At 56.0% G+C, this 20,612-nt stretch carries 16 protein-coding genes and 1 pseudogene; 3 read left to right on the top strand and 14 right to left on the bottom strand.

Annotated elements, in window-relative coordinates:
• Positions 1–132 precede the first annotated feature (132 nt).
• The 9 genes from PHU01S_RS04625 to PHU01S_RS04585 form a co-directional block, all read right to left on the bottom strand.
• A complete protein-coding gene (locus tag PHU01S_RS04625) occupies positions 133–1,110 on the bottom strand; it encodes a carbohydrate ABC transporter permease (protein WP_049867745.1) in 978 nt (325 codons plus the stop codon).
• The gene (locus PHU01S_RS04620; RefSeq protein ID WP_246029148.1) at positions 1,107–2,003 is read right to left on the bottom strand and encodes a carbohydrate ABC transporter permease; all 897 of its coding nucleotides are present in this window, start codon (positions 2,001–2,003) and stop codon (positions 1,107–1,109) included. The genes PHU01S_RS04625 and PHU01S_RS04620 overlap by 4 nt, the downstream gene beginning before the upstream one ends.
• A complete protein-coding gene (locus tag PHU01S_RS04615; protein ID WP_127506415.1) occupies positions 2,000–4,141 on the bottom strand; it encodes a DUF5696 domain-containing protein in 2,142 nt (713 codons plus the stop codon). The genes PHU01S_RS04620 and PHU01S_RS04615 overlap by 4 nt, the downstream gene beginning before the upstream one ends.
• A 76-nt stretch (positions 4,142–4,217) precedes the next feature.
• Positions 4,218–6,233, bottom strand: a complete 2,016-nt coding sequence (locus PHU01S_RS04610) for a YIP1 family protein (RefSeq protein WP_127506414.1) — start codon at positions 6,231–6,233, stop codon at positions 4,218–4,220.
• Between the two features lie 25 nt (positions 6,234–6,258).
• On the bottom strand, positions 6,259–7,125 hold the full coding sequence (locus PHU01S_RS04605) for a carbohydrate ABC transporter permease (RefSeq protein ID WP_127506412.1): 867 nt from the start codon (positions 7,123–7,125) through the stop codon (positions 6,259–6,261).
• A gap of 3 nt (positions 7,126–7,128) precedes the next feature.
• Complete coding sequence (locus PHU01S_RS04600) at positions 7,129–8,112, bottom strand: carbohydrate ABC transporter permease (RefSeq protein ID WP_127506410.1); 984 nt, start codon at positions 8,110–8,112, stop codon at positions 7,129–7,131.
• Positions 8,109–11,117: an extracellular solute-binding protein gene (locus tag PHU01S_RS04595; protein ID WP_127506408.1), complete on the bottom strand. Its 3,009-nt coding sequence runs from the start codon at positions 11,115–11,117 to the stop codon at positions 8,109–8,111. The genes PHU01S_RS04600 and PHU01S_RS04595 overlap by 4 nt, the downstream gene beginning before the upstream one ends.
• Positions 11,114–12,238, bottom strand: a complete 1,125-nt coding sequence (locus PHU01S_RS04590) for an ABC transporter ATP-binding protein (RefSeq protein WP_049867749.1) — start codon at positions 12,236–12,238, stop codon at positions 11,114–11,116. The genes PHU01S_RS04595 and PHU01S_RS04590 overlap by 4 nt, the downstream gene beginning before the upstream one ends.
• A gap of 151 nt (positions 12,239–12,389) precedes the next feature.
• Positions 12,390–13,301: a helix-turn-helix transcriptional regulator gene (locus PHU01S_RS04585; protein ID WP_048747445.1), complete on the bottom strand. Its 912-nt coding sequence runs from the start codon at positions 13,299–13,301 to the stop codon at positions 12,390–12,392.
• Positions 13,302–13,464: 163 nt separating this feature from the next.
• Here PHU01S_RS04585 and PHU01S_RS04580 point away from each other — a divergent pair, with 163 nt between their 5' ends.
• Positions 13,465–13,929: a VOC family protein gene (locus PHU01S_RS04580; RefSeq protein ID WP_127506406.1), complete on the top strand. Its 465-nt coding sequence runs from the start codon at positions 13,465–13,467 to the stop codon at positions 13,927–13,929.
• A gap of 211 nt (positions 13,930–14,140) precedes the next feature.
• Here PHU01S_RS04580 and PHU01S_RS04575 read toward each other — a convergent pair whose 3' ends face one another.
• Entirely contained in the window at positions 14,141–14,569 is a 429-nt protein-coding gene (locus tag PHU01S_RS04575; RefSeq protein ID WP_127506404.1) for a MarR family winged helix-turn-helix transcriptional regulator, read from the bottom strand.
• A gap of 167 nt (positions 14,570–14,736) precedes the next feature.
• Between PHU01S_RS04575 and PHU01S_RS04570 the strand changes: the two genes are divergently transcribed.
• Positions 14,737–16,047, top strand: coding sequence for an amidohydrolase family protein (locus tag PHU01S_RS04570; RefSeq protein WP_127506401.1), 1,311 nt, complete (start codon positions 14,737–14,739; stop codon positions 16,045–16,047).
• Between the two features lie 361 nt (positions 16,048–16,408).
• Here the strand turns inward: PHU01S_RS04570 and PHU01S_RS04565 are convergent.
• The 3 genes and pseudogenes from PHU01S_RS04565 to PHU01S_RS04555 form a co-directional block, all read right to left on the bottom strand.
• Positions 16,409–16,741: pseudogene (locus PHU01S_RS04565) on the bottom strand (MMPL family transporter); the annotation flags it as partial.
• 317 nt (positions 16,742–17,058) lie between these two features.
• Positions 17,059–17,778: an SDR family NAD(P)-dependent oxidoreductase gene (locus tag PHU01S_RS04560; protein ID WP_127506397.1), complete on the bottom strand. Its 720-nt coding sequence runs from the start codon at positions 17,776–17,778 to the stop codon at positions 17,059–17,061.
• Between the two features lie 496 nt (positions 17,779–18,274).
• Positions 18,275–19,207: a helix-turn-helix transcriptional regulator gene (locus PHU01S_RS04555; protein WP_164762979.1), complete on the bottom strand. Its 933-nt coding sequence runs from the start codon at positions 19,205–19,207 to the stop codon at positions 18,275–18,277.
• Between the two features lie 95 nt (positions 19,208–19,302).
• Here PHU01S_RS04555 and PHU01S_RS04550 point away from each other — a divergent pair, with 95 nt between their 5' ends.
• Positions 19,303–19,803, top strand: coding sequence for a VOC family protein (locus tag PHU01S_RS04550; protein ID WP_048747455.1), 501 nt, complete (start codon positions 19,303–19,305; stop codon positions 19,801–19,803).
• A 30-nt stretch (positions 19,804–19,833) separates the two neighbouring features.
• On the opposite strand, the gene PHU01S_RS04545 is transcribed toward PHU01S_RS04550, so the two are convergent.
• On the bottom strand, positions 19,834–20,535 hold the full coding sequence (locus tag PHU01S_RS04545) for a flavodoxin family protein (RefSeq protein ID WP_246029147.1): 702 nt from the start codon (positions 20,533–20,535) through the stop codon (positions 19,834–19,836).
• Positions 20,536–20,612 lie beyond the last annotated feature (77 nt).

Below are 20,612 nucleotides of genomic sequence, written 5' to 3'. Positions count from 1 at the left end.
CAGGCGGGCAGTCTCGGGCTTGAGCTTGCCCGCAGCTCCGGCTTCATCAGCCATGCTCGGCCGCATAGAACGGAAACAGCACGTCCGCGCCGGACGAAAGCGCATCCCTCCCTTCAAGGCGCCTGCCCCGATTCATTCCACGATTCCCGTCCGCTCGATGCCGGCGACAAACCAGCGCTGGAGCACCATGAAGAGGATCAGCGGCGGCAGGATGATGAGGAAGGCGGCAGCCATCTTGGTGCCTTCCGTCACGGGATTCGTAATGAAATGCGTGTTGCCGAGCAAGGACGGGTTGAGCACGTCCTCCAGATTGTCGAGGCGGATCGACAGCGGCGTGAAGCCGTTCGCGAGAAACATGGACGGCTCGTAGTACATGTTCCAGTACCAGATGAACGAGAACAGGAACACGACGAGGCAGGCGGACTGGGCGAGCGGCAGCATGATGCGGAAGAACAGCCGGAACGAGGACGCCCCGTCGAGCTTCGCCGCCTCCTCCAGGCTGGCCGGCTGCGCGCGGAAGAACTGGCGGAAGATGAGGATGAACAGCGCCCCCTTGAGCCCCTGGCCGAACAGCGCCGGCACGAGGAACACGAACAGCGTGTTGAGCAGGCCGAGCTTGCTGAAGATGACATACAGCGGAATGATGATCACCTGCGGCGGGATGAGGAAGGTCAGGATGACGAGCGCCGTGATCAGCCCCTTGAACGGCAAGGCGAGCCTCGCCAGCGCGTACCCCGTCATGGCGCAGACGAGCACCTGGGCGAGCGAGCAGCTCAGGGCGATCAGCGCCGTATTCCGCAGCGCTACGGGGTATTGAAGCCCTTTGAACGCCTTGGACAGGTTCTCCCAGGTGACGGCTCGCGGTATCCATTTGACAGTCGGATCGAGCAGGTCGCTCATATCCTTGAGCATCGTGCTGACCATGTACAGCAGCGGCTGCAAATACAGGTACGCCACGATGGAGAGCAGCGCGTAGATGGCCAGCTTGGCCAGCAGGCCGTCCGACAGGGTGCGCCCGAGCACGATCATCTTGGCTTTCTGGACGCGCCGCCCCCAAAGCAGCCCTTTTGCCTGCTTGCCCGCCTTTTGCAGCCATATGCTGGCGCTCATGCCCTTCCCCTCCTCTTGCTCATGCTGCGGCTGAACAGTCCCGTCACGATGGCGATCAGCGCGAATATAAAGGCGAAATAAATCCAGGCCAGCGCGCTCGCGTAGCCGTATCCCGTGTCCACCTTGAACATGTTGTCCCGGATATGCTTCAGCACCGGGTTCAGCGGAAATGTGAACAGGTCGATGATCGTATACAGCATGTTGAGGCTGACGAACGGCATGCTGGCCGGCAGCGTGATCTTCCAGAAGCTGTCCCACGGAGAGGCGCCGTCGATGCGGACCGCCTCGTAGATGGACGGGGAGACCGTCTGGAAGCCGGCGATGAAGATGAGGATCTGGACGCCCGAGTACCACAGGATGAGCACGATGCGCCCGAGCACCTCCATGACCGTCTTGGCCAGCTCCCCGCCGACATACTGGCGCACCAGCGGCTCCAGATTGTACTGGTCGAGGAACGGGATGTCCCCCGCCCCTTGGGAGAACAGCTCCGAGAGCACCTGGCCCGTCGCGAAGATGACCGGCAGGAAGAACAGCGCCCGATAGACGAACCGGCCGGGGAACTTCTGGTTGAGCAGCAGCGAGATGAGCAGCGCGAAGATGACGATGACGGGAACCATCAGCAGCATCTGCTGGAAGTACGTGATGAGCTCGATCGGAAATACATTGTCCTTCAGGAACGCGTCCCGATAGTTCTGCAGGCCGATCCAGTCGTACTTGAAGCCGCCCGGCACGACGGCGACTTTGTGCAGCGACATGAACATCGACCAGCCGACCGGCACCGCGACGAAGGCGGAGAAACCGATCATCCAGGGAAGCATGAACAGCATGCCGATCCCGTACCGCTTGGCGTGATGCTCCATCGCTTTTCGTCTGTATGGCGCAGAGCGGCTCATGCTCCGCCTCCTTTCTCGACCGAGAAGCTTCCTGCCGCGTAATCGACGATCACCCGGGTCCCGTCCTCGTAAGTCGTCGCGTACCGGTCGGCCGACAGCTTCTCATGGGCCGTTATCCTCCGGGCGAACAAGCCCGCGAGCGAATCGAACTGTCCGTATTCCTCGACGATGCGGCCTTCCCACTTGTCGAAGCGGCTGCTGTACAGGAAATTGGAGGCCGACTCCTTGAGCTTGCGCGAGTCGTCATGGGTCACCATGAAGGACGGCATAGCGCCGTATTCGATCGCCCGCAGGAATTCCTTCCGCTCGTCGTCGCGCAGATTGCCTTCCCCGAACGTATAGGGCACATACCCGTGCAGCACCATCGGATAGAACGGTACGGTCTCGTCGATCAGGAAATCGTAGCTCGATTCCGAAGGCAGCGAGCTGATGTAGTCCGCCTGGCTCAGCGTATAGGCGTTGCCGCGGAATACGCCCGCCGAGCCGAGTTCCTTGCGGGTGTACGACAGCAAGCCGGCGTACACCCTGCTCGTATATCCCCGGGACAAAATGCCGGAGGGCTCATAGTCGTTGAACGTCGTATCGCCGAGTCCGCTGTACAGAATGCCGGATACGCCCAGCTTCTTGAGCCGGTCCACGGCCGCCGCCGCGCTCGCGGCGGTGAAGGACGGCTTCGCCATGAACCAGCCCTCGTCGATGAAGGCCGTCCCGTCGATCGCGCGCACGGCGCCGCTCTTGCCGGATGCCGAGGAATGGCCGTCTACCCAGAGGAAGTCCTCGTAGAAGCTGACGTCCGTTCCGGCTGCCTTCATCTCGCCGATGAACGCCTTGGCGGCGGATTCTCCTCCCAGCGAGGATTCGATCGGGAACCGTTTCTCCATGTCGTAGTCGCCCATGTTCTGCCAGCCGTAAAAGGCCACCTTGGAAGCGGCGACGCCTTTGCTCCGGAGGCTCCGCATCATCTCTCCCGCCTGGGCGAACGTCGTGGCGGCAACGTAGCGCACCCTTCCGAACGCTTTCTCGTAGTTGCCTCCCATGATTTTGAGATACAGAGGCACATGCTCGGCGGGCTGCAGCGGCTTGCCCAGCGATCCCGCTGCGATCAGATAGTCGCGGTACGATTCCGCCATGCCGGAATAATCCGCCTTCTGCCCGCTCAGGAAGCGGTACTCCACCTCCCGGTCGAAGTCGAGCCGCTGCTTCTGGACGGCCTTCGTCGGCGCGGCCAGCCGGCTCATCCGGTACAGATATTCCTCCCGGTACATCTGGCTGGAGTAGACGTTGTAGAGAGAGGACTTGATGCCCGGCGGCATCGCCGCGATCTGCGCCGCTCCCTCGCCTTTGGCCAGCACCGCCACGAAGGCCTGATCTCCCTTCTTGAGCCCGAACACGGGGTAGGCGATGTCCTCCCTCATCCCGGCGTCGCGCGTCCAATTGGCGGAGTTGGTCAATTCGGCTCCGTACACTTCATGCAGATAACCTTTGGAGATGCCGGCACGCGGAGCATTGAAGCGGATCAGCCCGCCGGGACCGTCCGGCACGAACAGATACCCGTCGTCCGAAGCGGCGGCGGCGCCGAAATACGGCAGCAGATCAAGCGAGAAGGCGGCATAATCGCCGTCTTCGACGATGCCCGCCGCGGGAACGGAGACCTTCAGCCCCGCCTCCGTCAGGGAGTAGCGGATCGTCACGCCGAGCTTTTTGTCCGGAAAGGAATAGCTGGCCTGGATTCCATCCCCGTCCTTCACGATAGTGGTCCTGACGCCGGGACTGAGGCTGTTGACCGATTCCCGGATCGTCTGGTCCGCCCCCTTGCTTCGGACGTAGGTCAGCACGAACGCCGACTGCAGGTTGGAGAGCAGCAGGCCCTTGACCTTCTCCTTGGCGAGCTCCTCCCTGGTCGGGCTGCTCGTCCAGCGGTAGCCCGATCTGCGGTCAAGCACGGCGATGCCGCCGTTGTCCGGACGGACATACAGCCCGTAGGCGTCCGTCTGGGCAGCAAGCGCGTAGCCGTCCGCTTCCGGGACCGGCTGCCAAAGCTCGCCCTGCGCCACGGCGGCAGATGCCGGCGGCGCCGCGTCGATGCCGAGGCGGGCGAGCGTCTCGGCCGCTGTCGCGCCTTCCCGTCCCAGCAGCACCGCCGCGATGGCGACGGCGGCGAGGAAGACGGCAGCGGCGAGCAGCTTCGTTCGAAGAGAGATTCGATTCTGAAAGTTACGGATGGAAGTTCACCTCTTTATACAGCTCTTGGAAGAAGTCCAGCAGGTTGTAGGACAAGCCGAAGATGATGAAGCCGAACAGCCAGATCGTGCCGATCGCGAACACCGTCACCGCCGAATTCTTGATCGTCTCCACGAAGTCGAAGTTGTGGATGACCTGGGTCATGACGATGAACAGGACGCCCAGCCAGATCGCCGTCACCGTCGTCAGGGAAGCGACCAGCACCTTCTCGTCCAGCGTCACGATATTGGAGAGGATGAGAATCGGGATGGACAGGAACAGATAAGGCGCCAGCGCGTACGTGCTGCCCTGGACCACTTCCCGGAACCGGCCCTCCCCGTCCCTCACGCTGCAGACGAGGTAATTGGCGATGATCCAGGTGGCCCACGGAAGGATGAACAAGCCAAGCTCGCTCGGCAGATTGACGTCGGCCAGATCGACCGGATGGAACAGGAAGCCGGTCCAGTAGATCCGGGCCAGCTTCACCGCGAGGACGGCGGCCAGCAGCGTCAGCGTGATCCACGCCGGAATCCGGGTTTCCTTGAGCCGGTAGAAGCCTTCGTACGGATGGATCATGACAGAGCCGAAATGGCGCAGATGTCCGAGCGGACGGCTCCACTTCTCCGGCAGCGGATGCCGCCGCAGCAGGCGCTTGATCCCCTTTCTCCCGTAGCGGAGCAGGAGAAGGAGGGCGGCGATGCCGGCGAAGAGCAGGACAAAGCGGTTCTGCAGCCAGTCGAGCCGGATCTGCCAGAACGCCTTGGAATACCCGTCCGTGTCGAACGCCGTCCGCATGAACGAGAGCGCGCGCCTGTTGTCCCCTTCATGCAGGTACACCTTGCCGAGACCCTGGAAGGTCGCGTTGAACATATCGTTGCGGGCGTAGACCGCGTCCCAGTAGGGCTTGCTCTCCTCGTACCTGCCGTCGGCGTAGAGCGCCATCGCCTTCAGCGCCTCCCGGCCGAACTCGGTGCGGACGAACTTATGCACCGTCTTGGTCGCGCTGTCCGCCACCCAGACCGCATGCTCCGAATCGACGCCGATGGCGGTCGGGTAGCCGACAATGCCGTACTGCTGCGTTTCCTTGTCCACGGCTCCGAAGGCGAACAGCGCTTCCGCGCTGCGGTCGTACAAGGTGATGAAGCCGGAATCCGTATCGACGTCGTAGAGAAAGCCTTCGTCGTCGAGAGCCGCATCCACGATGCCGTTTCCGTTCACGAGCGTTTTGTTCTTGAAGGCGTCCACCCCGCCCGCGTTGAGCTTGCGGACCGCCCCCTTGCCCTCTCCCCCCGCCGTCGCGGTATAGATGAAGCCGTCCCCGTCGATCGCGACGTTGGCGATCGGCTTGGGCAGCGCCGCCTTCTCCTTGGACAGCTGCTCCTTGTTCAGGATCAGCTTCTTGAGCCAATTCAGCATCGACGTATCGGCTTTGTTCGCTCCGAAATACCCCATGAACTCGCCGTCCGGACTCAGCCGGACGAGGCCCTGATAGGAGGAGTTCAGCGCGATGTACATGACGCCGCGCCGGTCGACGGCAAGCTTCACCGGAACGAAATGCTCCGTCCCGAGCAGCGGCGAGTCCGGCTTCTTGTATTCCCTGCGGAACTTGCCGTCCGTACCGAATACGGCGATCCGCTGGTTGCCGGAATCCGCGACGTAGACGCTGCCGTCCGGCGCCGCGAACACCCCCTCCGGCGAGCTGAGGCTGCCGGGTCCCTCCTCCTCGCCGATCCGGCGGTCGAGGGAGCCGTCCTTGCGCAGCACGACGATCCGGTCCAGCTTCTTGTCGGCCACGTAAATGCTGCCGTCCGGCCCCGCCTGCAGATCCGCGGGCTCCTGGAAGTCCGCGTTGTATGCGCCCGCCGGCGTATAGATCGGCTGGATGCGGAACCAGTCCGACTGGTTGCTGTCGTAATAGAACGTTCGATACGGAAGCCCGGCGGAAGCGGGCTCCGGCGCGGCGATCCAGGCCAGCGCCGCGACGAGCAGTAGAGCGATCCATTTCTTCATTGTCCGACTTCCTTTGCTGATGGAATCACTTGATCCCGGAATGGACCATGCTTTCGAGCACCTTGCGCTGGAACAGCAGGAATATGATCAGGTTCGGGATGAAGATGAGCAGTCCGGCCGCAGCGGCCATGTTCTGGCCCGCGACGTTGTTCTGCAGGCCGCTGAGCAGGCTGTTGACGTAGAACGCCAGCGTGCGCATCGCTTCCTTCTGCATGAACAGGGTCGACGTCTCGACGTCGCCCCATACCGTCTGGAACGTCAGGATCGAGATCGTCGCGATGGCGGGAGCCGACAGCGGCAGCACGATGCGGGCAAAGATGCCGACATGGCCCGCTCCGTCGATCTTGGCCGCCTCGATGAGATCGTTCGGAATCTGCGAGACGAAGCCGACGAGCATGAACACGGCGACGGGCGAGGCGAGCGACGGCAGCACATGGCCGAAATACGTGTTGTTCAGGCCGATGCCGCTGACGATCAGATACCTCGGGATGGAGACTGTCTCCGGCGCGAACATGAGCGACAGGGTGATCATCGAGAGGATGAGCGCCTTGAAGTGGAACCGGTACTTGGCCAGCACATAAGCCGCCATCGTGCTGACGATGATGACGCTCGCCAGCGTCAGGCTCAGCACGACGATGCTGTTGAACAGATAGCGCGTGAACGGAACGGTCGCGTTCGAGGCGTGCAGGAACAGCGACTCGAAGTTGCGCAGCGTCGGATGCTGGACGAAGAAGCGCGGCGGGAACAGGAACAGCTCGTTCTGCGGCTTGAACGCATGGCTGAAGATGAAGATGATCGGCAGCGACATGAACGCCGCGAGCGCGGTGAAGCCGCCGATCAGGACGGCCTGGAAAGGCGATGCCGAGCGGATTCTTCGGAGTCTGGCGATCATGGCTCACAGCTCCTCCTTCGAGTTGAACAGGCGATAGGCGAATCTCATGACGAAGTAGCTGAGCAGCAGCAGGATGACCGACAGCGCCGAGGCGTAGCCGAGCTCGAAGCGGATGAAGGCGTAGTCGTCGATATGGTTGATGATGAGATGCCCCGCGTACTGCGGCGTCACCGCCATGCCCGTCAGCTGCGTCGAGATGCTGCCCGCCTTGAGCGTGGACACGATCGTCATGACGGCGCTGAACAGCATCTGCGGCTTCATCGACGGGACGGTGATGTAGAACACCTCCTGCAGCCGGCTGGAGATGCCGTCGATGCGGCCGGCCTCGTACAGCTCCCGGTTGACCGTCTGCAGGCCGGCGAGCATCGCGAGGAAGCCGACGCTGAAGCTCATCCAGAGCGAGACGAGGATCATGATCTTCATGAGCGACTTCGGATCCTGGAGCCAGACGACCGGCCCGTCGATCCAGCCCATCGACAGCAGGAAGTTGTTGACGTAGCCGACGCGGTCCCCGCTGAAGGCGGCGATCCAGACGACGGACAGCGCCACGGCCCCCGCCATCGACGGAGCATAGAAGACGAGCGTGTAGTAGTCGCGCACCTTGAGCGGCAGCTGGTGGATCAGCCAGGCGAACAGGAACGACAGGACGTACCCGCCCGGACCGACGATGAGCGCGAACAGAAACGTATTGGGCAGCGCCTTGGTCAGGAAGACGATATCCTGCGTGAACAGCGCGATGTAGTTGTCGAAGCCGATGAAATGCAGCTTGCCGAAGCCGTCGTAGGACGTGAAGCCGAGCGTCGCCGCCATGGCGACGGGAACGACGATGAAGACGAGGAAGCAGATCAGGAACGGAGCGAGGAACACATAACAGAAGGCGTCCCTGCGCAGGTCGCTTGCGAAGCGCCTCAGCTTCGGCAGCGCCGGCGAGGGCTTGCGTCCGCTGCCGATGGCGATTGCGGGAGTCGGCTCGGTGCCGGTATTCATTTGTCCGTCCCTCCCCAGTCGTAAGGCTTGCCGATCTGCGGCACGCCGAGGCTGCCGCCCGCGATGCCGAAGTCCTTCTGCCTGCGGTTCATTTCCCGCTGCAGCGAGAGCTGCGCCTGCTCCAGCGATTCCTTGGCCGGGATGCCGTCGAATACCGTCCGGTTCCAGGCGAACTCCATCTCCCGTCCCAGGAAGTAGTAGCCGGGCACGTTCGGCATGTTTTTCGCCCAGCGGGACTGCTCGCGGATCGCCATGAGGTCGGCGCCCGGCCAGCTGAGCGATTTCATCGCCTCGACGTTCGCGGTGTTCCACCGGTATTCCAAGCCGTAGAACGATTCCATGTCGCTCGCGTACTGCGCCTGCACCTCGTCCGAGGTCCACCACTTCAGGAATTCCCAGGCGGCGTCCTTCCGGCCGCTCTTCTTCATGATCATCGCCGTCGACAGCCCTTGCGGCGACCAGCGGGCGACCTCCCCGTCCGCTTGCCGGATGCCCGGCAGCGGAGCGGTCGCCCAGTGGCCGGTAATCTCCGGCGCGGCGACGAGCAGCTGCACGTAGGTGTTGAAGTCGGCGATGCCGATCGGGATGTCCCCGTCGCGGAAATGCTGGAAGAACGCCGGAATATCGATCGGCAGGTTGTACTTCGTGAACATTTCCGTCCACTGCTTGAACGCCTGCTGTCCCTGCGGGCTGCCGAGATTGGCCTTGAGGCCGTCGGCCGAATAAGGATCCGCCCCGTTCTCCAGGAAAAAGGTCGCGAAGTCGCCCTTGGGCACGTTCATCGTCATGCCGTTCTCCTGCAGCGTCGGCAGCATGTCGAACACATCCTCCCAGGTGTCGGGAGCCTTCAGCCCGAGACGGTCCAGAATGTCCGTGCGGTAGAAGAGCAGCTGGAAGTTCTGCACCTCCGGCAGGCCGTAAGTGCCGCCGTCATAGCTGAGCGCCCGGGCCGCTCCCGGGATGAACCGCTTCATGACGTCGCCGAAGCCGGGATATCCGGACAGGTCCTGGGCCGCATTCCGCATCGCGTAGTCGGCCGGCGTCGCTTCCCCGAGCCCGAGCGCGACATCCGGCACCTCGCCGGCCGCGTTGCCGAGGATGAGCATGTTCGGGTTCGGCATCAGGTTGATGTTCACCGCGATGCCTGTCTTCGGAGTGAAGTCCTGATCGACCATCTCGCGGAGCAGATCGACGTAGTCGCGTCCCCGCTGCACCCAGATCGTCAGCGCTCCTTGCTCGGTCTTGCCGCCCAGCTCGTAATCCATCGTGAACGAGCGTCCGAAGTCGCCGAGCGCATACGGCACGCGGGAGAGCACCGAGGCGGTCTTCAGGCCGGGATCGCTGTCCGGCGTGCGCAGGACGAAGTAATCGAGCATGAGCGGCTGCTGGGTCAGCGTCGACATCCAGGTCCCGATGCTGGCCTGGATCGTGGAGAAGTCGTTGACCTTGCTCGGAATTTCGTCCACATCGTCCAGCATGGCCTGCAGCATGCTGACGGAGGACTTGATCGCCTGAGACAGGTCGGAATCGCGGCCGTTCAGGCCGTTCACATAGTCGCGGATGACGTTCAGCCTGGCGACGATCGCCTGCACCTTCGCTCCGGCGTCGGGATCGTATTTCTTCATCTCCCAGGTGCGCTGGGAGTCGATGTTCGCATCCGAGGCGTTTTTGCTGTAGTTGCCCGTAATCAGGCGGATATGCCGGTCGAAGTCCGAAATCTGGCCGAGCGTCTCCTTGAGCGCGAGCGACACCGGCTGGAGAGGCGACGAATCCGCCGTCATCGTGATTTTGTGCCCGCCTTTCTTCAAGTAGATCCGGTAGGGATTGCCCTCGCCGTCCGCCGCCGGGGCGATCTCGAATTCCTTGTGGTAGCCGAGCCCGTAATGCAGCCATTCGCGGAACGGAACCTCGCCGTCGATCTGGATCGTGCGGTAGGCCTTGAAGCCGGCGCGGTAGTTCTGGAAGTTCTTCAGATCCAGGACGTACCAGCCGTCCTCCGGAACCTCCGTCCTCCATTCCACCCATTCTCCCGGCAGCCGCCAGCGGTTGCCCCCGAGCACGTTGTAGGTGAGATGCCCTTTGGGATCGGGCGATATGTTCGGCTCGGCCCAGTGGTCCGTCTGGATGGAGATGCTCGACTTGCGGTCGAACGCCTCGGCTTCCGTGATTTCGTACCACGCCGGCTGATTCCCGGCCTGATCCGCCGGCTGCGAGGAGACATACTCCTCGTAGGCGGGAAGGACGCGCTGCGGCTCGAAGGAAAGCTTCTTAAGCGCGACCGGCTCCCGCTCTCCGACCAGCCTCAGCGTGTGGCCGCCCTGCTCCAGCCGGTACAGCAGCGGCCTGGACGAGGCCGAGAAGTCGCTCGCCGCCTTGACGGACCATTCCGATATCTCCGTCTGCCGGGGGCGCACCTGCATGCCGAGCTCGTTGCGTTCATACGGGTACTTGGCATCCTTCCACAGCCGCTGCAGCTCGATCGTCTCCGACTCGGCGAACGGGTAGGCGCCGTCGAGCTGCACGCCCCGGATGACGGATGTGCGGCCGCCGGGCAGCGGCTTGTAGTCCAGATGCAGCTCGTACCAGCCTGCGCGCGGAGCTTCGAACGACCATTCCACCCAGCCGGAGTCGCTGTTCCAGCTCAGCGCGGGACCGTCGGGACCATCCGTCTCCGCCAGCTTCGCCTCCGGAGCCGATTCCGTGTACTGGAGCGGATCGATCGAGATGGTCGGCGAGGAGGCCGCTTCCGCCTCCGCCTCGGGATGCTGGAGCATCAGCCTGGCATAGGGAAGCTTCCCTTCGGCATCGGGCTGCGGGTAATTCCCCAGCAGCTGCGAGGCGCTGACCGTCTGGGAGAACGTCGCCGCTTCCTTGCCGGAAGACCACCAGATGATACCGCTTGCAACAGCGGCGATGAGCAGCAGCCTCAGGCCGAGCTTGCCCGCCCGGAGTAGAGGCTGCCGGCTTCGTTTCGGGAGGAAGGATCTTTGGCCGCTTCCCGTCATGCCTGCTCTCTCCTCAGCGATACTCCGCTGCTCTCGTCGAACAGGTGAATCTTGTCCATCTGGAAGCCGAAGGCAGCCTGCTCCTCGGGTTGGTATGCGCTTTCAGGATCGGTCCGGGCTATGACTCTCGTGTCGCCGGCCAGCAAATACACATAGGAATCGGCTCCGGTTTCCTCCTTCATCTGCACGACGGCGGCCGTGTAGCCGCTGTCCTCCCCTTCCGGAAGCGCGGCGCTCAGGCGTACATGCTCCGGCCGGACGCCGAGCACGACGCTGCGCAGCGACCGGTCGGTGCCGCCGAGGCGTCGCTCCATCTCCACGGGCAGCGGCAGCTTCATCCGGCGGTTGGCGAAGTAGAGGGTCCCGTCCTCCCGCTGGATCCTGCCGGGGATAAAGTTCATTTGAGGAGAGCCGATGAAGCCCGCCACGAACAGATTGGCCGGCTCGTCGTACAGCTTGCGCGGCGGGGCGACCTGCTGAATGACGCCGTCCTTCATGACGACGATCCGGGTGCCCATCGTCATCGCTTCGACCTGGTCGTGGGTGACGTAGACCGTCGTCCGCTTGAGGTCGCTCTGGAGCTTGATGAGCTCGGCGCGGGTCTGCGCCCGCAGCTTGGCGTCGAGGTTGGACAGCGGCTCGTCCATGAGGAATACCTGCGGCTCCCTGGCGATGGCTCGGCCGAGGGCGACGCGCTGCTTCTGGCCGCCGGACAGCTGGCTCGGCTTGCGCTCCAGCAGATGCGAGATTTCGAGAATCTTGGCCACGCGGTTCACGCGCAGCCCGATTTCATGCTTGGCGGTCTTGCGCAGCTTGAGGCCGAGCGCGATATTTTCGAACACGGACAGGTTGGGGTAAAGGGCGTAGTTCTGGAACACCATGGCGATGTCCCGGTCCTTGGGGGAGACGTAATTGATGAACTTGCCGTCCATGTACAGCTCGCCGCTGCTGATCTCCTCGAGACCGGCCAGCATGCGCAGCGTCGTGGACTTGCCGCAGCCGGACGGCCCGACGAGCACGAGGAACTCGCCCTCCTCGATGGACAGATGAAAATCGTCCACGGCGGGGCGGGCTTCGCCTTTATAGCGTTTGAAGACATGATTGAACGTGATGCTTCCCACTGTTCTCACCTCGCGCTAGACTCTTCTGGATTGCTCTAGAGTCCATGTTAGCGCAAGGCGGGAATGGAAATAATAGGGTGGAATTGGCTTTTGCAGGGGGATATTGGCTGGGGAAGAGAGTTGCGGAACTCAGATTCTCGATCGTATTCTCTCAAGTATAGGCGTCCATGATTCCGGCCAAAAAATTCCGATAGTCAGCCACATAGGATTCGGGCTCGATAATCCTCAAGTCCCGCCCGAAACCCGCTAAAAATTGAAACCCGATCTCGTCTTGAGGCACGCTGATCGTCGCCACCACCTGTTCGGGATTCGAGGCATCGATGCTTTTTCGGCCATACCTTTCCAGCAATTGATCTTGGATGCGGGGGGAAATCCGAGCTTTGACGGCAACGAGCCGAGCCTGATAGTCATTTCCCGCGACTGAATGATCCAGATCATTTCGAGGAATAAAGGATTGTTTCTCCGTATTCAAACGATCCGTTCTCGACAGTTTAAACGTTCGATACGCCTGCCGTTCTAAACAAAAGCCCTTCAAGTACCAGCTCATCTCGCTGAAATGAAGCTGGTAAGGCTCCACCGTTCTCTTTGTAGCGAGACCGTTTCGATCCATATAATCAAATGAAACCAGCCTGTTCTGCAGGATGGCCTGCTGGCAAATGTTCAAGATCGGTTGAATCTCCGACCGCCCTTCCCAATCGTAAAAGGACAGATGAATAAACCCTTTGGGAGACACCGGATTCACCATGGACTCAATCTTCTTTATCGTCATCTCCACTTCCTGATGGACCCGAATTTGCCCCAATCCGCTCAGAGCGACCAACAGATTTTCCAAATCCTTGTGGCTCAAAAGGCGCTTGTCGAGCTTATATTCATTCATGATCCCATAACCGCCATTCACCCCATGAATGGAGTAAATCGGAATATTGGACAGGCCAAGCGTTTCCATATCGCGGAGAATCGTTCTTTTGGACACCTGAAACAGCTTGGCAAATTCGTTCGCTGAAACGACTTCCTTTTGCAGCAGGATCATGACGATGGCAATCAGCCGCTCTATCTTCCCCATTTTCCCCTCCTCGAATTCGAGCATCGTAGCTGTTCATATAAATTCAAAAACGTCTGTTTCATTTTAATCCCAACTTTTGTTTGGGCGCAGCACAAATAAGTGACAATATAGCTGTCACCTATTATACCTTATGCTGAGTGCATCAAAAGAAGGAGGAATCACCATGTCAGCTGTTGCGTATTTGAATTTTGATGGAAATGCAGGACAAGCGATCGACTTTTATGCCGAAGCGTTCCATGCGACCCAGGTCAAGAAAGTCCAGTTCAAGGATCTTCCCCAAGATCCCAACTACCCGTTGCCGTCAAATGAACAGGAAATGGTGATGGAGTCATCGATCGAGTTTGATGGCGGAAAAATCATGATGTCGGACCTTCTGCCTTCCATGAAGCCGGTAACGGGCGAGCTTGTACAAGGAAACCAGGTGCTGATCAGTCTCGTTATCGAGGATCAAGAAGCTTTGGCCGCATACTTCAACAACCTGTCTGTTGGAGGACAAATCATATTGCCTTTGTCCAGCCACCCTTGGTCCGCTTGCTTCGGAATGCTGGTGGACCGATTCGGCATGGTCTGGAAGTTCAACAGCGACGCAGACAAGTTTCTTGATTCCGTAATTGCCCATAAAAAATAATAAAAGCGCGGTACCGTCTATGGACGGTTGCCGCGCTTTTTTTGTTCAGAAAATCAAGGACCGGGAGGATGGGTAGGGAGGAATTAAGCCGATAGAGCGGTTCAGCTGAACGGGGCTATCGGCGAAAAATACGAAAGGAGCTGCCGCGGCGCATGGTTTTCAACCCTAACATGGAACTTTCAAGCCACGGTCGGTCAAAATCCAACCGCAGTCACAAGCCTTCATTGATTTTAACTAGTATTTCCTTCAAGGTTTTCTTTTCCTCTGCGGTAAGGGTTTGAACGATTTGATCCTCGACGCTTTGAAAGGAATCATTAAAGTCTTCAATCAATTCAACGGCTTTGGGCAAAACATATATATTTTTTTGCCGTTCATTATTGGCAGGTATCTTGCGCTCGATAAATCCTCTTTTCTCAAGGCCCTGAAGCATGCTTGTAATACTGGCTCCTCGCACGTGAAACCGATCTGCAAGGTCCTTTTGAATAATAGTTCTATCTTGGTTTTTGTAGATATAGTCGATTATTTTCCCCTGGTGCGCGTTTAAACCCAGCTCTTTGATGCTCTCGTCCGCTCTTTTCTTTAACTTAAGGCCGATAATCTGGAACAAATCCAGATAAGGCGTTTCCTTGCGGGGTTTCATGATGGTACCCCCTCAAATTATTAGAAGGCTAATTGTCTATAAATAGACTATACAAAAAACGAGCAGACGCGTCAAACAACAGTTAGCTTATTGACAGTTAGCTTTCTAACTTTTATACTCCTAATTGTTACATTGCCATGCAGCTGTCAGGCCAAGGAGGAATAAGAATGAAGAATGCAGTTCAACACGTTCCGTCAGAAAAAGTGACTGCCATTACGAATGCGCGTATTTTCGATGGGGAAAGAGTAATCGAGTCAAGGAGCGTTGTCATCAAAGGAGAAGCCATCCTTGCGGTGGGCGGCGACATTCCGGCGGATGCAACTATCATCGATGCCAACAATGCGACATTACTGCCCGGCTTAATTGATGCGCATGTCCACACTTCCATCGGAGGTTTGCGGGATGCCTTGAATTTCGGCGTGACGACAGAACTCGAGATGAACGGCGACTTTACGGAGAGAGGACGCGCAATCCAATTGAAAAATGCAGAGGACGTCGCCGATGTCCGTTCTGCAGGCACGGCGATAACCGCCCCGGGCGGCCATCCGGATGAATTGCTTCCGGATGGGGATGAGATCCCGGAATTCGTATTAAAGGAATTGGAGAAGCTTGCAAAGGAAGACCGGGAAGCTATGCTGGCCGCATACGCCCACGATCACGAAGAAGTTCCGCAAGTAACGACGGTGGAAGAAGCCATCAAACATGTGCATACACAAGTGGAGAATGGCGCCGACTATATCAAAATCATGATTGAAGAAGGCACCGTCATGGGTGCTCCTGGCCTGCCGGTTTTAAGCGACGAGATTCTACGTGCAGCCGTGGAAGAAGCCCATAAGTTCGGCAAAATCGTCATCGCCCACGTCTTGACTGCTCATTCTTCGCAAACCGCCATCGATCTTGGAGTCGACGGATTGGGCCACCTGTTTGTCGACAGGCCTGAATACACGTCGGAGTTAGTGCAATCCATCGTCGATTCCGGCGCGTTTGTTATACCGTGCTTGGTGTTGAACTCATCCATTCTCGGGAATCCAGCAACCGATTTGGCGAATGATCCGCGTGTTTATTCCAACTTAAGTCCGGAATGGATCGATATTCTGAACTCTAGCTTCCATACTTTCCCGCAAGGCAAAATGGAAAACAGCTTCAAAAACGTGATGGATCTTCACTATGCAGGAGTGGATATTCTTGTCGGTACGGATGTCGCCCCCGTTCCCGTTCCGAATCTTGGCGGCCTGGCTCATGGAGCCAGCGTGCATCATGAATTGCAGCTGCTCGTTACGGCTGGATTCACTCCCATAGAAGCGCTTCAGTCGGCTACCTCGAAACCGGCCCGTCGGTTCGGTCTTGAGGATCGCGGACGTATTATCGAAGGAGCGCGCGCTGACCTCGTCCTGGTCAATGGCGATCCGACAACCACTATCTCGGATACCCTGTCCATTCAAGCCGTATGGTTCAAAGGCGTACAGAAACGAAGTTGATCGTTGTTACTCCTGTTCTAACAAATTATATGTAGTCAAAAACGAACAGCAGGGCCCTCCGCTTCGAAGAGGGCCCTGCTGTTCGTTTTTGTAATTCAACTGCCAGCCGATTGACGCCGTCTGAAAAGGCACGTTTAAAGACGTGGATGGACAATGGCGTCCATCCATCTTCACTTTCATATGGCCGTTTCATCTATAAAGCGAAGCCAAAAAAGGCGCCATGTTTCGGGTCTCGGCCACCCTCGGTCCCGTAAACAAGGAACGTGGAATTAATTGTCGGGATACATCCGCTCCGACTAACCTCATCACGGCTGGCAGCAAGCTGCCATCACTCGTTGGGAATTGTTGATGCATGAACTAGTCATGATTCAACTGCCTCCTGTGATTTTTTCTTGAATTGGCCTTTGTTTACTTTACTTTGCTCCAATTCCTTCATTATCGACTCGCCTTCAATATCGACATTTGGCATCACATTATCGAGCCATTTAGGCAGGTACCAGGCGGACCTTCCAAGCACAGCCATGATCGCAGGAGCTAAGGTCATCCGAATCAAGAATGCGTCCACCAAAACACCGAAAGTAAGTGCAAAGCCCATTACTTTAATCATCGGATCGTCAGCAAATATAAAGGCGCCAAATACAAAAATCATGATTAGTCCCGCTTCAGTCACGACTCGGCCGCTCAGTCCCATTCCTGGCTAGGATCACGATAGCTCCACCGAAAAGAGGAAGTGCAAATTGTCGCCAAATCATTGAGTGAACTTGAATAGACCCTTTAGTCTTTGAATTGATTCATACTCAAATCTTTGCTGTGCCGGACTTCAATCCAGCCCGAAATCCCACTATCTTTCGCTGTCACTTATGATACGATACACCGCAATGTATCTAAGCACAAAGTACGGTTGACCATAACGTATACATCCGCATATAAAACAAAACCATTCCCAATTACGGAGTGGTTTCTTTGAAAAGTACTTCACTATGTTCGACCTTTTATTCTCAATCAAGTCAACTACGCATTTGTATCTAACATTGTTGGGATAGTGATTTCTTTTACGCAAGAAGCTTTAGAAAGGTTCATTACGCATTTAACCAAAGAAACCATATCTTGAAGAGGAATCTGTGTGCCGCCATATGTTGAGAGGACTTTTTCGACTCCATCCTCCAATGGAATTTGGGTTGCAATCTCACCAGGATTTATACAAGTTACACCGATTCCATATTTCTTTACATACTCTCTCATGGAATTTCCAATACCACGCAAACCAAACTTAGAAGCTGCAAATGAAACTTGTGTAAAATCGTTATGTTCAAGACCTGCCGTAGAACCAATCAAGAAAATTTTGGCGTTATCTGACTTTTTGAGATTCGGTAAAAGCTTCTGGATACAGGTAATCGCAGAAGTAACATTAATATTGATGATATTGGCAATCTCCGCTGGATCATCTTGCTCAAAATTATAGTCGTCTCGAAACCCTTTACTCTCCCATATCCCTACATTGTATATTAATACGTCTATAGCAATATCATTTAATGCACTCGTAATCAACTTGCTTGCATCAGGATTCGCTAAATCCGCCTCGATCCAATATTTCTGAATACCATCTTCAACGTTTAAACTGCTAGGGTAAGTTCTAGAAACCACCCAAACCTGATCGCCATGTTCGGGTAATCCCTTGACGAATGCCTCACCTAATCCTTTACTTGCTCCGAAGAGAATGAAATTTTTCATGAGTTATCCTTTCGATACGATTTTTTTATAATTATATCTAGTAATCACCGCTCATGAGAACAGTGTCTCATTTAAATAATAATCACTATTTTTATATGGCTACATATTCCGAATCAACGAAGCATCCAAATACTCTCTCCCCAAATAACCACTCAGAGGACAGGACGGTAACGAACTTATAACATTTTTCAACTCTGTTCCTTTCTCATGAGACCAAATTTCAAAAATCAAAGTCTTCTTTAGTTGATGGTACTCTGGGGAGTCCGTCACCCCCGTTAGAACCTCAAAAGCATAAATCTCATATCGCCAAACTTGCCTACAGATTGGTATCTACCTGTCTTCAAGCGGACGTAGTGCGTTTATTAGGTGATTTATTTCAGTTATGCTATATAATATTGTGGTTTAAAGTACGTCACCCCACGTGCATTGGGGAACTTCCCATAAAACGATGTATCAGGTCTTTCGGCACTGTGGTACGACTCTCCGCGCTGTCCGTCTATCGTCCATATAAAGACAAAATACCAGCCGCTTTTTCAATTAAATGTTCTCTGATATGCGAAGGGCTCAAACATTCGCAGTGATTGGTAAATCTTAATAAGGAGTCATAACCTTGCTCATTATCTTCCAATAAAATTGTTGCAGTGTACCAGCCATCCGTATAAGAAACAATACAATCTTCACCATAATAATCTATCATCGTCTTTTTAATATTCTCATTAAATCTAATTTGAACGTTTATCCATGATGCTTCTTTGGAGAATGATGCATCCATCTCAGCGATTTCAAAGTTGCTCGGGACAAATGTAGTCTCTGAAAGAGATATATTAGATATCCGGTAAACTCTAAATGTTCGAAACACCTGCTTTGTCCGACAAAAGCCTTGCAAGTACCAATGATTTCCCTTGTGAACAAGTCGGTACGGCTCGACTTCCCGGTTGGACGTCCTTCCCTTTGCGTTGCAATATTCAAAATGTACTATTTTCTGCTGATCCAAAGCTTTATGCACGCATTCTAGAAATTGCTCCAAACGAGCGTCTGCATACCACGGCGTCAGGTCAATGACGATTTGTTCCGTTTGTCTTTCAACCAACGATAATTGATTACTAGGCACCATACCTTTGACTTTGATAATGGCATTTTTGGATTGCTCGTCTTTTAATACAGATTGAACGCCTGACAAGCCAATAAGCATCGTACGAATGTCCTTGTTTGTGAAAAGCTTTTTATCTACTTTATATTCTTCCAGAATACCGATGCCGCCCTGACGTCCAGGATAGGTTATGATCGGAATACCCGCCTGATTGATAGCTTCAACATCGCGGTAAATCGTACGGGTAGTCACTTCCAAAATTGCGGCCAGCTCTTTAGCATCCACTTTTCTGCGTTGCATGAGAAGCATAATAATGGAGATTAATCGGTCGATCCTCATCCTTTCACCCCCTCTACCCTTTAAAACATGACATAATGTTGTCAAGTTTTCCATGTTACAATCAAATCCAATTCTGTCATTGGAGGTTGAGCCGAATGAACGAGAACCAAATGTTGCAACCTGAGAACCATACCATTACCCCCTGGGTCACTACAAAAAGCACAGAAAAATTGATTGCTTTTTTGGCTTCCGCATTTAATGCACAGGAACTTGGCCGGGTATACAATGCTGACGGAAGCATAGGACATGCAGAGGTGCGCATCGGCGATTCAAAGATTCTAATGTTCGATTCTCCTGCCGAATGGCCGTCGTTTCCTTGCTTGATCCGTCTGTATGTGGGTGACAGCGATGAAATTTTTGCTCAGGCCATCAAGGCCGGCGCTACATCCATGACGAGAGTGATAACCCAGGCATGGGGGGAACGAGGCGGAAGAGTAGTTGATCCGTTCGGAAATATATGGTGGATAACATCCAAAATAGAGGACGTTAGTCCTGAAGAAATGATAGAGCGGTCAAAACAGCAAGAGTATATTGATGCTATGGAATATGCCCAGAAGAGCTTTAACTCATTTTTGACGGATGTGGAAAAGAGCTGAAAGACCCATTTTGGACTTTTTCAGGAGCAACTAATGAGTCGAATCCGAAGGCCACACTCGCCCGCTCCTTTGGGTGTCTAAGCGGTAATCGGAATATTTGCTCCGGAAAAATTCACGGCCAAGCTGCTCGGCGGCGGTAACCGGAGAGCTTGGGTCATTCACCACCTCGCCGCGGCTGTTGCCGAAGCCTCGCACGACACCAACAAATTCGGAGTCTGTGTAGCGGGAATACTCCTGAATTTGATGGATAATGCCGAGCGAGGCGCCCGGATAAGTCTCCTCGGAAGCCAGCGCAAGGCCAATGCGCTTGCGGGACATCCTCTCCATAACATGGGCCGATTCCGAGTACGACGCTGCATAATAGCAGAATGTGCGATCGAAGAACGCTTTTGTCTGAGCCGATAAGCCGTACCAGTACACCGGGGAACAGAACACCACACCGTCGGCCGGTAGAAAGTCATCGAAAAACAGCGTCCGGTACTGGTCGGCAATAGCGCACTCGCTGTCCGGAAGACGACAGGTCCGGCAATCATGGAGAAAGCTTGAAATGTACGAGTCAATGAACCGCAACGATACCTGAGTCCTCACCTGCTCCGCCCCACGCTGAACAGCTGCTGCAAGCGCGGCAGAATTCCCTTTGCGTCGCGGGCTGCCAACGAGGATAAGCAGCTTTGGTGAATGGTTTTTTGGATTCAATTCTATTTCCCCTTTCCAATGCGGTTTTAGGTTCAACGCTTTTCTTATCCTCATTGTAATAATGAAATTGCAAATTGAATAATGATCGATATTGATATTTGTATCATTATTTC

This window comes from Paenibacillus humicus NBRC 102415, assembly GCF_004000905.1.
GTDB lineage: Bacteria > Bacillota > Bacilli > Paenibacillales > Paenibacillaceae > Paenibacillus_O > Paenibacillus_O humicus.
This window is presented reverse-complemented; position numbering and strand designations above follow the sequence as displayed.

Bases quoted from the DNA above. Each gene is read 5' to 3' on its own strand.
- PHU01S_RS04625 (WP_049867745.1), bottom strand. From the start codon at position 1,110: ATGAGCGCCAGCATATGGCTGCAAAAGGCGGGCAAGCAGGCAAAAGGG.
- PHU01S_RS04620 (WP_246029148.1), bottom strand. From the start codon at position 2,003: ATGAGCCGCTCTGCGCCATACAGACGAAAAGCGATGGAGCATCACGCC.
- PHU01S_RS04610 (WP_127506414.1), bottom strand. From the start codon at position 6,233: ATGAAGAAATGGATCGCTCTACTGCTCGTCGCGGCGCTGGCCTGGATC.
- PHU01S_RS04605 (WP_127506412.1), bottom strand. From the start codon at position 7,125: ATGATCGCCAGACTCCGAAGAATCCGCTCGGCATCGCCTTTCCAGGCC.
- PHU01S_RS04600 (WP_127506410.1), bottom strand. From the start codon at position 8,112: ATGAATACCGGCACCGAGCCGACTCCCGCAATCGCCATCGGCAGCGGA.
- PHU01S_RS04595 (WP_127506408.1), bottom strand. From the start codon at position 11,117: ATGACGGGAAGCGGCCAAAGATCCTTCCTCCCGAAACGAAGCCGGCAG.
- PHU01S_RS04585 (WP_048747445.1), bottom strand. From the start codon at position 13,301: ATGGGGAAGATAGAGCGGCTGATTGCCATCGTCATGATCCTGCTGCAA.
- PHU01S_RS04580 (WP_127506406.1), top strand. From the start codon at position 13,465: ATGTCAGCTGTTGCGTATTTGAATTTTGATGGAAATGCAGGACAAGCG.
- PHU01S_RS04575 (WP_127506404.1), bottom strand. From the start codon at position 14,569: ATGAAACCCCGCAAGGAAACGCCTTATCTGGATTTGTTCCAGATTATC.
- PHU01S_RS04570 (WP_127506401.1), top strand. From the start codon at position 14,737: ATGAAGAATGCAGTTCAACACGTTCCGTCAGAAAAAGTGACTGCCATT.
- PHU01S_RS04560 (WP_127506397.1), bottom strand. From the start codon at position 17,778: ATGAAAAATTTCATTCTCTTCGGAGCAAGTAAAGGATTAGGTGAGGCA.
- PHU01S_RS04555 (WP_164762979.1), bottom strand. From the start codon at position 19,207: ATGAGGATCGACCGATTAATCTCCATTATTATGCTTCTCATGCAACGC.
- PHU01S_RS04550 (WP_048747455.1), top strand. From the start codon at position 19,303: ATGAACGAGAACCAAATGTTGCAACCTGAGAACCATACCATTACCCCC.